Annotated in this window: 13 protein-coding genes; 12 read left to right on the forward strand and 1 reads right to left on the reverse strand. The window is 73.2% G+C overall.

Features of this window, described 5'->3' with window-relative positions; all coding sequences use genetic code 11:
- Position 1 precedes the first annotated feature (1 nt).
- Complete coding sequence (locus ACFYZ3_RS03265; RefSeq protein WP_388513657.1) at positions 2–1,264, forward strand: MFS transporter; 1,263 nt, start codon at positions 2–4, stop codon at positions 1,262–1,264.
- Positions 1,265–1,274: 10 nt separating this feature from the next.
- Here the strand turns inward: ACFYZ3_RS03265 and ACFYZ3_RS03270 are convergent, their stop codons facing one another.
- Positions 1,275–1,910: a TIGR03085 family metal-binding protein gene (locus ACFYZ3_RS03270; protein ID WP_388513658.1), complete on the reverse strand. Its 636-nt coding sequence runs from the start codon at positions 1,908–1,910 to the stop codon at positions 1,275–1,277.
- Positions 1,911–1,991: 81 nt separating this feature from the next.
- Here ACFYZ3_RS03270 and hisI point away from each other — a divergent pair, with 81 nt between their 5' ends.
- The 11 genes from hisI to lgt all read left to right on the forward strand — a co-directional run bounded on the left by hisI (position 1,992) and on the right by lgt (position 10,951).
- Positions 1,992–2,429: a phosphoribosyl-AMP cyclohydrolase gene (gene hisI, locus ACFYZ3_RS03275; RefSeq protein WP_388513659.1), complete on the forward strand. Its 438-nt coding sequence runs from the start codon at positions 1,992–1,994 to the stop codon at positions 2,427–2,429.
- Between the two features lie 11 nt (positions 2,430–2,440).
- Positions 2,441–3,958: an anthranilate synthase component I gene (locus tag ACFYZ3_RS03280; RefSeq protein WP_388513660.1), complete on the forward strand. Its 1,518-nt coding sequence runs from the start codon at positions 2,441–2,443 to the stop codon at positions 3,956–3,958.
- An 83-nt stretch (positions 3,959–4,041) separates the two neighbouring features.
- Positions 4,042–4,677, forward strand: a complete 636-nt coding sequence (locus tag ACFYZ3_RS03285) for a TIGR02234 family membrane protein (protein WP_011028113.1) — start codon at positions 4,042–4,044, stop codon at positions 4,675–4,677.
- 132 nt (positions 4,678–4,809) lie between these two features.
- The gene (locus ACFYZ3_RS03290; RefSeq protein WP_361007545.1) at positions 4,810–5,061 is read left to right on the forward strand and encodes an HGxxPAAW family protein; all 252 of its coding nucleotides are present in this window, start codon (positions 4,810–4,812) and stop codon (positions 5,059–5,061) included.
- A 94-nt stretch (positions 5,062–5,155) separates the two neighbouring features.
- Positions 5,156–5,602: a DUF2752 domain-containing protein gene (locus tag ACFYZ3_RS03295; RefSeq protein WP_361007547.1), complete on the forward strand. Its 447-nt coding sequence runs from the start codon at positions 5,156–5,158 to the stop codon at positions 5,600–5,602.
- Positions 5,603–5,719: 117 nt separating this feature from the next.
- Entirely contained in the window at positions 5,720–6,529 is an 810-nt protein-coding gene (trpC, locus tag ACFYZ3_RS03300) for an indole-3-glycerol phosphate synthase TrpC (RefSeq protein ID WP_030866604.1), read from the forward strand.
- 19 nt (positions 6,530–6,548) lie between these two features.
- Positions 6,549–6,743, forward strand: coding sequence for a tryptophan biosynthesis modulator TrpM (trpM, locus tag ACFYZ3_RS03305; RefSeq protein WP_388513662.1), 195 nt, complete (start codon positions 6,549–6,551; stop codon positions 6,741–6,743).
- 114 nt (positions 6,744–6,857) lie between these two features.
- Positions 6,858–8,141 (forward strand): tryptophan synthase subunit beta, encoded by a 1,284-nt coding sequence (gene trpB, locus ACFYZ3_RS03310; RefSeq protein ID WP_388513664.1) that lies wholly within the window; start codon positions 6,858–6,860, stop codon positions 8,139–8,141.
- Positions 8,138–8,953, forward strand: a complete 816-nt coding sequence (gene trpA / locus ACFYZ3_RS03315; RefSeq protein WP_388513665.1) for a tryptophan synthase subunit alpha — start codon at positions 8,138–8,140, stop codon at positions 8,951–8,953. Before trpB ends, trpA begins: the two co-directional genes overlap by 4 nt.
- A gap of 86 nt (positions 8,954–9,039) precedes the next feature.
- A complete protein-coding gene (locus tag ACFYZ3_RS03320) occupies positions 9,040–9,813 on the forward strand; it encodes a thioredoxin domain-containing protein (protein ID WP_388513666.1) in 774 nt (257 codons plus the stop codon).
- A gap of 76 nt (positions 9,814–9,889) precedes the next feature.
- On the forward strand, positions 9,890–10,951 hold the full coding sequence (gene lgt, locus ACFYZ3_RS03325; RefSeq protein WP_388513667.1) for a prolipoprotein diacylglyceryl transferase: 1,062 nt from the start codon (positions 9,890–9,892) through the stop codon (positions 10,949–10,951).
- The last annotated feature ends 28 nt before the right edge of the window (positions 10,952–10,979 follow it).

Here is a 10,979-nt window from a genome sequence, read left to right on the forward strand (position 1 = left end):
GGTGTCCGACCTCACCGACATAGCCGCCCGCCGGGCCCCCACCGCCCCGGAGCGCCCCGCCCACCGTGACCCCAACGTCCTGCGCTGGGTCACCGCCTACACCGCGTCCATGGTCGGCGACATGGTGTTCTTCCTCGCGCTGTCCTGGGCCGCCGTGCAGAACGGCAGCCCCGCCCAGGCCGGCCTCGTCACCGCCGTCAGCGCGGTGCCCCGGGCGCTGCTCATGCTCGGTGGGGGAGTGGTCGCCGACCGGCTGGGGCCGCGCCGGGTCGTCATCGGCAGCGACACCGTGCGGTGCGTCACCGTCCTCGCGGTCGCCGCCGTGCTGTTCGCCACCGACCCCGGGCTGTGGCTCCTCGCCCTGCTCGCCGTCGTCTTCGGCACCGTCGACGCGGTGTTCATGCCTGCCGTGGGGGCGCTCCCGGCGCGGATCACCCACGAGGACCAGCTCGCCCGCGTCCAGGGCATGCGCGGCCTCGCCATACGCTTCGCCGCCGTCGTGGGCGCCCCGCTCGGCGGACTCGGCGTGGCGCTCGGCGGCGCGGCGGCGGCCTTCGCGTTCGCGGGGCTGCTGATCGCCGTGTCCGTGCCGCTGCTGATCTCCGTACGGATGCGTGACCTGCCGGCCGACGACGCGAGCGCCGCACGCGAGACCACCGCCTGGCGGGACCTGGTGGGCGGACTGCGCTACATCCGCCGCCACCGCGTGCTCGGCCCGCTCATGGTGACCATCGCCCTCGGCGACCTGGGCTTCGTCGGCCCCCTCAACGTGGGCCTCACCCTGCTCGCCGACGAGCGGGGCTGGGGCGCGTCCGGGATGGGCTGGGTGCTCGCCGGGTTCGGGACGGGTGCCGGAGCCGCGGCCCTGCTGCTGACCGTACGGGGACGCCTGCCGCACGCCGGGTACGTCACCGCCGGCGCCATCATCCCCGGCGCGGCCGCGATCGCCGCCCTGGCACACGCGCCCGGCCTCCCCGTCGCCGTCGGTACGGCGGTGCTCGTCGGCCTGCTCACGGGGCTCAGCGGCGCCATGTGCGGCGCTTTGCTGCAGACCCAGTCCGACCCCGCCTACCTGGGGCGCGTCACCGCCGTCGGCGGCATCGTCAGCCTGGGGATCGCCCCGTTGAGCATGCCGCTGTCCGCCGCGGCCATCGGCGTCTGGGGCACCGGCCCCGTCTTCGCCGTCAGCGCCGCGGTCTGCGGCCTCGGCGGGGTCGTAGCCCTGTGCGCGCCGGGCGTACGGCGGGCCGAGCTGCCGAAGTGAGCGGCGGAGGTCAGATGCCCAGCTGCTTCGTCTCCCGCAGCTTGGCGATCGCGTTCTCCTCGCCCTCCAGCTCCACCTTCGCGGCGCTCTGCCGGCCGTACGCGAACAGCAGCAGCTCGGACGGCTCGCCCGTCGCCGTCACCACCGGCGTACCCCGGTGGGCGACCGTCGTCTGGCCGTTCGGGCGCCGCAGCACCAGGCCCGTCGGGATGCCGCGGCCCATCAGCCGGGCGGCCCGCTCCAGGCGGGACCACAGGGCGTCCTGGAAGACCGGGTCCAGCTCGCGCGGCGACCAGTCGCCCTGGGCCCGGCGGACGTCCTCGGAGTGGACGTAGAACTCGACCGTGTTCGCCGCCTCGTCGACCTGCTTGAGCTGGAAGGGGGAGAAGCGGGGCGGGCCGGTGCGGATCAGCTGGAGCAGCTCCTCGTACGGCTTCGCGCCGTACTCCTCCCGCACCCGGTGGAGGCGGGACGCCAGCGGCTTGATCAGGGCGCCCCCGGCCGCGTCCGGACGCCGCTCGCGCACCACCACGTGCGCGGCCAGGTCACGGGTCCGCCAGCCCTCGCACAGGGTGGGGGCGTCCGGACCCGCCGTCTCCAACAGATCCGCGAGCAGAAGTCGTTCACGCTTGGCGAAAGTCGACATGCGGTCAGCCTACGGCGGCGGGCCGGGTCCGCCCAATGGACGTCCCGGGGGCGTGTCCTTCCCGCGCGGCACAATGGGCGCATGACCAGCAGCTCCCCCACCGGCGGCAGCCCCCGGCGTTCCGGCCCGCTCGCCCCGGAGATCGCCGACCGCCTCAAGCGCAGCGCCGACGGCCTCCTGCCCGCCATCGCCCAGCAGTACGACACCGGAGAGGTGCTGATGCTCGGCTGGATGGACGACGAGGCGCTGCACCGCACGCTGACCACCGGCCGCTGCACCTACTGGTCGCGCAGCCGCCAGGAGTACTGGGTCAAGGGCGACACCTCGGGACACTTCCAGTGGGTGAAGTCCGTCGCCCTGGACTGCGACGCCGACACCGTCCTCGTCAAGGTCGACCAGGTGGGCGCCGCCTGCCACACCGGGACCCGCACCTGCTTCGACACCGACGTGCTCCTCGCCGAGGGATCCGGGGCCGCCGAGGACGCCGCGGCCGCCGACGCGCCCGGCGCGGGTCAGTAGGGTCTGCCGCCATGGACGTCACGCATGACATGGACCTCGACACCTTCCGCAAGCTCGCCGCCGACCGCCGGGTGATCCCGGTGAGCCGCAAGCTCCTCGCCGACGGCGACACCCCCGTGGCGCTGTACCGCAAGCTCGCCGCCGAGCGCCCCGGCACCTTCCTGCTGGAGTCCGCCGAGAACGGCCGCGCGGCGTTCCAATGGTCTCGCTACTCCTTCATCGGCGTCCGCAGCGCCGCCACCCTGACCGAGAAGGACGGCCGGGCCCACTGGCAGGGCACCCCGCCCGTCGGCGTCCCCACCGACGGCGACCCGCTCGCCGCCCTGCGCGCCACCGTCGAGGCCCTGCACACCCCGCGCGACCTCGCCCACGACCTGGGCCTGCCGCCCTTCACCGGCGGCATGGTGGGCTACCTCGGCTACGACATCGTGCGCCGCCTGGAGAAGGTCGGCCCGGGGGAGCGCGACGACCTGAAGCTGCCCGAGCTGACCATGCTGCTCACCAGCGACCTCGCCGTCATGGACCACTGGGAGGGCTCGGTCCTGCTGATCGCCAACGCGATCAACCACAACGACCTGGAGACCGGCGTCGACGAGGCCTACGCCGACGCGATCGCCCGGCTGGACGTCATGGAGGCCGACCTCACGCGCGCCGTCGCGCAGCCCCCGGCCGCGCTGCCGCCGTCCGAACTGCCCGAGTACACCGCGCTGTGGGGCGGGTCCGACTTCCAGGACGCCGTCGAGGACATCAAGGAGCGCATCCGCGCGGGCGAGGCCTTCCAGGTCGTCCCCTCCCAGCGCTTCGAGACGCCCTGCACGGCGAGCGCGCTCGACGTCTACCGGGTCCTGCGGGCCACCAACCCCTCCCCGTACATGTACCTGCTGCGCCTCGACGGCTTCGACGTCGTCGGCTCGTCCCCCGAGGCGCTGGTCAAGGTCGAGGACGGGCGCGCCATGGTGCATCCCATCGCCGGCACCCGCCCGCGCGGCGCCACCCCGCAGGAGGACCAGGTCCTCGCCGACGAACTGCTCGCCGACCCCAAGGAGCGCGCCGAGCACCTGATGCTGGTCGACCTCGGCCGCAACGACCTCGGCCGCGTCTGCGAACCGGGCTCCGTCGAGGTCGTCGACTTCATGTCCGTCGAGCGGTACTCCCACGTCATGCACATCGTCTCGACGGTCACCGGCCGGGTCGCCCCGGACCGCACCGCCTTCGACGTCCTCACCGCCTGCTTCCCGGCCGGCACCCTCTCCGGCGCGCCCAAGCCGCGCGCCCTGCAGATCATCGACGAACTCGAACCCTCCCGGCGCGGGCTGTACGGCGGCTGCGTCGGCTACCTCGACTTCGCCGGCGACTCCGACACCGCCATCGCCATCCGCACCGCCCTGCTGCGCGACGGCACCGCCTACGTCCAGGCGGGCGCGGGCGTCGTCGCCGACTCCGACCCGGTCGCCGAGGACACCGAGTGCCGCAACAAGGCGGCGGCCGTGCTGAGGGCCGTACACACGGCCAACCGGCTGGCGCAATAGGGCCGACCGGTCGGACCGGTGGGGCGATTCTCACGCCCCCAATGCGAACCCCGGGTGACGGTTCGCCCGGGGTTCGGGTGATAGTGGAGTACGTGACAGCCGTTCCTCACCCCCGTACCCCAGCCGCAGGCCCCGCCCGGGCCGGCCGCCGGAGCCTCGCCGTCGCCCTGCTGTGCGGCGCGCTCGGCGCCGCCGTCGCCCTGCTCGCCACCCGGCAGGAGTGGGCGGAGGGCACCGCGACGGTGGCCGGCGGCGCGTTCACCCTGACCGCCAAGGGCAGCGACGTCACGGGCGTACCCGCGTCGCTCGCCATAGTCGGCCTCGCCGCGCTCGTCGCCGTCTTCGCCGTCCGCCGGGCCGGCCGCTTCGCCGTCGCCGCGCTGCTCGCGCTGAGCGGCGCGGGCACCGTCGCCGCCGCCCTGGCCGGCGCCTCCGACAGCTCCGCCCTCGACGACCAGGCCGCGAAGGCGGCCGGCGACACCTCGGCCACCGTCGACGCGCTCTCGCACACCGCCTGGCCGTACGTCGCCGCCGTGGGCGGCGCCCTGCTCCTGCTGGCCGGGCTGCTCGCGCTGCGCTACGGCCGCCAGTGGCCCGCGATGTCCGGCCGCTACGAACGCAGCGGCGCCCCGCGGCGCAGGCCGCAGACCGTCGATCCGGACCGCCCCGAGGACCTGTGGAAGGCCATCGACCGGGGCGAGGACCCCACCAGCGCCTGACCCGCCTCCCGCCCTGTGTCCCGACCCGGGTTCACCCACTGGAGCACCCCCGCTCACGGCGCGTGCCCCCGTGCGGGACAATGGCTGCGAGCGTCCTGCTCAGACTTGGCACACAGCAACGAGGAGCAAGCAATGGCGGGCAGCAGCCACGGTCACACCCCGGCCGCCTGGACCGGTGTCATCATCGCCTTCATCGGTTTCTGCATCGCGGGCATGTTCATGGTGGCGGCCCAGCCGTGGGGCTTCTGGGCCGGCATGGCGGTCGTGCTCCTCGGTGGTGTCGTCGGCTACGTCATGAAGATGATGGGCCTCGGCCAGCCGAAGCAGAACCACCCGGTGCACCAGGTCGCGGGCGAGCGTGCGCAGGCCGGCGCCAAGGGCTGACCCGGGCACGGACCTCCCGAGGGGCGGATCGGCACCACCGTGCCGGGGCCGCCCCTCACGTGCGGGTGGACGCCGCCGGGGGCAGAATGCGGGCGTGGACGTCGAGAGCGGGAAACCCGGCCGGACCAGCATCCCCCTGCCGCGCGGCGCGGCCCTCCGCCTCGCCGTCCCGGCCGGAGTGCTCGCGGCCGTCGCCGGGGCCTTCGCCTACGTGGGGAGCGTGGACCCCTACGAGCCCGGCCACTACCCCGTCTGCCCCCTGCTGCGCTTCACGGGCGTCTACTGTCCCGGCTGCGGCGGCCTGCGCAGCGCCCACGCCTTCGTCCACGGCGACCTGACGGCCGCGCTGCACGCCAACGCGCCCGCCGTCCTCGCCTATCTGGGCTTCGCCGTCCTGTGGACCGTCTGGGTGATCCGCGCGGCCCGGGGCCGTCCCGTACGCATCGACCTCGGACCGGTCCACCTGTGGACGCTGGGGACGTTGCTGCTGGTCTTCACCGTTGTCCGGAACCTGCCGTTCGGTGGCTGGCTCCTGCCTTGATCGTCCATGGGACGTCCAGGTACTGGGACTGGGATCGGGCGGATGCGGGGCCGGTGCCCGGCTGCGGATACCATCACAGTGACCACACGTTTTGCCGTCTGAAAGGGGGCCGCTCGCGTGAGTGTGCTCGACGAGATCATCGACGGAGTCCGTGCCGACCTCGCGGAGCGGCAGGCGCGCGTCAGCCTCGACGAGCTCAAGGAGCGCGCGGCCAAGGCTCGCCCCGCCAAGGACGGCGTGGCCGCGCTGCGCGGCGACGGCGTCAAGGTCATCTGCGAGGTCAAGCGCTCCAGCCCCTCCAAGGGCGCGCTGGCGGCCATCGCCGACCCGGCCGGACTCGCCGCCGACTACGAGGCGGGCGGCGCCGCCGTCATCTCCGTCCTCACCGAGGAGCGCCGCTTCGGCGGCTCGCTGGCCGACCTGGACTCGGTCCGCGCGCGCGTGGACATCCCCGTGCTGCGCAAGGACTTCATCGTCACCTCGTACCAACTGTGGGAGGCCCGCGCCCACGGCGCCGACCTCGTGCTGCTGATCGTCGCGGCCCTCGAGCAGCCGGCCCTGGAGTCGCTGATCGAGCGCGCCGAGTCCATCGGCCTCACCCCGCTGGTCGAGGTGCACGACGAGGACGAGGTCGAGCGCGCCGTGGACGCGGGCGCCAAGGTCATCGGCGTCAACGCCCGCAATCTGAAGACGCTCGAGGTCGACCGCGGCACGTTCGAGCGGGTCGCCCCGGAGATCCCCGCGCACATCGTCAAGGTCGCCGAGTCCGGCGTCCGCGGCCCGCACGACCTCATCGCCTACGCCAACGAGGGCGCCGACGCCGTCCTGGTCGGCGAGTCCCTGGTCACCGGCCGCGACCCGAAGACGGCGGTCTCCGACCTGGTGGCGGCGGGCGAACATCCCGCACTCCGCCACGGCCGGGGCTGACCCCCGGTAGGCTGACCCCGTGACCTCCGTACGCACTCCGGCCCCCCGGGACCCGTACGCCCGCCTCGCGCGCGGCTGCCGGCCCCGAGGCTGCCGCGCTCCCGCACGCCGGGTGCACGGCCGCCGGGTGCGGTACGTCATCGGCGACGAGCCCGGTCAGGTCAACGGCATGCGATGGCTCACGCGCCCCACAAGGGGCGCGGGGCTGTATTGAATCTGCGACTCCGTCGCGTGTGCGCGAGCAGCCACACACGGCCCGGAGCGGTCTGATCCACCCCGCCCCCACGGCGATTCTGTCCACACCAGACACTCACCGTGAGGTTCACGCATGCCCAGCAACTTCTTCATCCCCGACCCGGAGGGCCAAGTCCCCTCCGCCGAGGGCTACTTCGGCGCCTTCGGGGGCAAGTTCATCCCCGAGGCCCTCGTCGCGGCGGTCGACGAGGTCGCCGTCGAGTACGACAAGGCCAAGTCCGACCCCGAGTTCGCCCGCGAGCTGGACGACCTGCTGGTCCACTACACGGGCCGCCCCTCGTCCCTCACCGAGGTCCCCCGTTTCGCCGCCGAAGCCGGCGGAGCCAGGATCTTCCTCAAGCGCGAGGACCTGAACCACACCGGCTCGCACAAGATCAACAACGTGCTCGGCCAGGCCCTGCTCACCAAGCGCATGGGCAAGACCCGCGTCATCGCCGAGACCGGCGCGGGCCAGCACGGCGTGGCCACGGCAACGGCCTGCGCCCTCTTCGGCCTCGACTGCACCATCTACATGGGCGAGATCGACACCCGCCGCCAGGCCCTCAACGTGGCCCGCATGCGCATGCTCGGCGCCGAGGTCATCGCGGTGAAGTCCGGCAGCCGCACGCTGAAGGACGCGATCAACGAGGCCTTCCGCGACTGGGTCGCCAACGTCGACCGCACCCACTACCTGTTCGGCACCGTCGCGGGGCCCCACCCCTTCCCGGCGATGGTCCGCGACTTCCACCGCGTCATCGGCGTGGAGGCCAGGCGCCAGCTCCTGGAGCAGGCCGGGCGCCTGCCCGACGCCGCGATCGCCTGCGTCGGCGGCGGCTCCAACGCCATCGGCCTCTTCCACGCCTTCATCCCCGACGCGGACGTCCGCCTCATCGGGTGCGAGCCCGCCGGGCACGGCGTGGAGACCGGCGAGCACGCGGCGACCCTGACCGCGGGCGAGCCCGGCATCCTGCACGGCTCCCGGTCCTACGTCCTCCAGGACGACGAGGGCCAGATCACCGAGCCGTACTCGATCTCGGCCGGTCTGGACTACCCCGGCATCGGCCCGGAGCACGCCTACCTCAAGGACTCCGGCCGCGGCGAGTACCGCGCGGTCACCGACGACGCCGCCATGCAGGCCCTGCGCCTGCTGTCGCGCACCGAGGGCATCATCCCGGCCATCGAGAGCGCCCACGCGCTGGCCGGTGCCCTGGAGGTCGGCAGGGAGCTGGGCAAGGACGGGCTGATCGTGGTCAACCTGTCCGGCCGCGGCGACAAGGACATGGACACCGCCGCCCGCTACTTCGGGCTGTACGACACCGACGCCGAGGTCGCCGCCGACGAGACCGGCGCCGCGGAGATCGAGGGGGACGCCAAGTGAGCGGGAACGTACAGCTGCTGAACGACACCCTCGCGGCCGCGAAGTCCGAGGGCCGCGCCGCTCTGATCGCCTACCTCCCGGCCGGGTTCCCGACCGTGACCGGCGGCATCGAGGCGGTCAAGGCCGCGCTCGACGGCGGCGCCGACGTCGTCGAGGTGGGCCTGCCGCACAGCGACCCGGTGCTCGACGGCCCGGTGATCCAGACCGCCGACGACATCGCGCTGCGCGGCGGTGTGAAGATCGCCGACGTGATGCGCACGGTCCGCGAGGCGCACGAGGCCACCGGCAAGCCGATCCTCGTCATGACGTACTGGAACCCGATCGACCGCTACGGCGTGGAGCGCTTCACCGCCGAGCTGGCCGAGGCGGGCGGCGCCGGGTGCATCCTGCCCGACCTGCCGGTCCAGGAGTCGGCGCTGTGGCGGGAGCACGCGGACAAGCACGGGCTCGCCACGGTCTTCGTGGTCGCGCCCAGCAGCAAGGACGCGCGCCTGGCTGAGATCACCGCGGCCGGCAGCGGCTTCGTCTACGCCGCCTCCCTCATGGGCGTCACCGGCACCCGCGAGTCGGTCGGGGCGCAGGCCGAGGACCTGGTGCGCCGCACCCGCGCCACCACCGACACCCCGGTCTGCGTCGGCCTCGGCGTCTCCAACGCGTCCCAGGCCGCCGAGGTGGCCGGCTTCGCCGACGGCGTGATCGTCGGCTCGGCCTTCGTCAAGCGGATGCTGGACGCGCCCGACGACGCGGCCGGCCTGGAGGGCGTCCGCGCCCTCGCCGCCGACCTGGCGAAGGGCGTGCGCGGACGGGCATGAGCACCAGCAGGTGACAGAGGTCCCTCGTACGAGTGGACCTGGGACCGGGGAGGCGCGCTGCGCCTCCCCGGTTCGTTCTGCGGGGTGTGAGCGAGAAGAACCGACAGGGAAAGCGCGGCGCCCGGGAGAAGCTGGCGGCCGAGCGCGAGAAGCAGAGGTCCAGGGACAAGCGCCGCCGTGCGCTGATCGTCGGCGCGAGCGTGGTCTGCGTGCTGGGCCTCGCGGCGGTGATCGGCGTGGTCGCCGCGAACGCGGGCAAGGACGACGGCAGCGAGTCGGCAGGTCCGGTCGTGGCGCCTTCGGGGGCGCAGGGCAAGGACGGCCTCGCGATCCCCGTCGGCAAGGAGAGCGCCAAGTCCACGCTCACCGTCTGGGAGGACTTCCGCTGCCCGGCCTGCAAGGCCTTCGAGCTGGCGTACCGCAACACCATTCACGAGCTGACCGACGCCGGGCAGCTCAAGGTCGAGTACCACCTGGCGACCATCATCGACGGCAACATGGGCGGCACCGGCTCCCGCAAGGCGGCCAACGCCGCCGCCTGTGCCCAGGACGCCGGAAAGTTCCCGCCGTACCACGACGTGCTGTACGACAACCAGCCGCCGGAGACCGACGACGCCTTCGCCGACGAGAACAAGCTGCTCGACCTGGCGGGCAAGGTCGACGGCCTCGACACCACCCTGTTCCAGGAGTGCGTGAAGAACGGCAAGCACAACAGCTGGGTGGAGAAGTCCAACAAGGCCTTCCAGAACGGCGGCTTCAGCGGCACCCCGACCGTGCTCCTGGACGGCAAGAACATCTACCAGGACCGCTCCATGACCCCGGCCAAGCTCAAGCAGATGGTGGAGGACGCCAACAAGTAGCGCGCCCGCTCGTTACGGACCCGTAGCCGGGCTGCCCGCCGCGCCCCCCGTCCGACACGGTAGCGTCGACCCTGCCATGGAACTTGCCTTCATTCCCAGCCCGTCGCGCGGGGTGCTGCACCTCGGTCCCATCCCGCTGCGCGGCTACGCGTTCTGCATCATCATCGGCGTCTTCGTTGCCGTCTGGCTCGGCAACAAGCGCTGGATCGCCCGGGGCGGGCGGCCGGGCACGGTGGCCGACATCGCGGTCTGGGCCGTTCCCTTCGGCCTGGTCGGCGGACGCCTCTACCACGTGATCACGGACTACCAGCTGTACTTCAGCGAGGGCCGTGACTGGGTCGACGCCTTCAAGATCTGGGAGGGCGGCCTCGGCATCTGGGGCGCCATCGCGTTCGGTGCGGTGGGCGCCTGGATCGGTGCCCGCCGCCGGGGCGTCCCGATGCCCGCGTACGCCGACGCCGTCGCCCCCGGTATCGCCCTCGCGCAGGCCATCGGCCGCTGGGGCAACTGGTTCAACCAGGAGCTGTACGGCAAGGCGACCGACCTGCCGTGGGCCGTGGAGATCACCTCGACGTCGGACGGACGGGTGCCGGGCACCTACCATCCGACGTTCCTGTACGAGTCGCTGTGGTGCATCGGTGTCGCGCTGCTCGTCATCTGGGCCGACCGCCGCTTCAAGCTCGGCCACGGGCGTGCCTTCGCGCTGTACGTGGCGGCGTACTGCGCGGGCCGCTTCTGGATCGAGTACATGCGCGTCGACGACGCCCACCACATCCTGGGTCTCCGGCTGAACAACTGGACCGCGCTCTTCGTGTTCCTGCTCGCCGTGCTGTACATGGTGCTCTCGGCACGGATGCGGCCGGGCCGGGAGGCCGTGGTGGAGCCGGGCGCCGAGTCCGCCGACGGCGGCGCCGGGTCCGAAGGGGAGAAGGACGCGAAGGAGGACGCGGGGACGGCCTCCGCGGACACCGCGGCCGATGACCCGGACACCGCGGGCACCGAGGAGGCTCCCGGGAAGACCGACGTCCCCGGGGCTGCGAAGGCCCCCGAGGACACGGACGACGCGGCGGCGGACACGGACGACGCGAAGGACGCCGAGGGCGTGACGAACGGCGCCGACTCCGCCAAGAAGGGCTGACCCCGCCCGCAAGGTACGCCGCCGAGGG

Source organism: Streptomyces sp. NPDC001599 (assembly GCF_042893535.1).
GTDB lineage: Bacteria > Actinomycetota > Actinomycetes > Streptomycetales > Streptomycetaceae > Streptomyces.

Bases quoted from the DNA above. Each gene is read 5' to 3' on its own strand.
- ACFYZ3_RS03280 (WP_388513660.1), top strand. From the start codon at position 2,441: ATGGACGTCACGCATGACATGGACCTCGACACCTTCCGCAAGCTCGCC.
- ACFYZ3_RS03290 (WP_361007545.1), top strand. From the start codon at position 4,810: ATGGCGGGCAGCAGCCACGGTCACACCCCGGCCGCCTGGACCGGTGTC.
- ACFYZ3_RS03270 (WP_388513658.1), bottom strand. From the start codon at position 1,910: ATGTCGACTTTCGCCAAGCGTGAACGACTTCTGCTCGCGGATCTGTTG.
- lgt (WP_388513667.1), top strand. From the start codon at position 9,890: ATGGAACTTGCCTTCATTCCCAGCCCGTCGCGCGGGGTGCTGCACCTC.
- trpB (WP_388513664.1), top strand. From the start codon at position 6,858: ATGCCCAGCAACTTCTTCATCCCCGACCCGGAGGGCCAAGTCCCCTCC.
- hisI (WP_388513659.1), top strand. From the start codon at position 1,992: ATGACCAGCAGCTCCCCCACCGGCGGCAGCCCCCGGCGTTCCGGCCCG.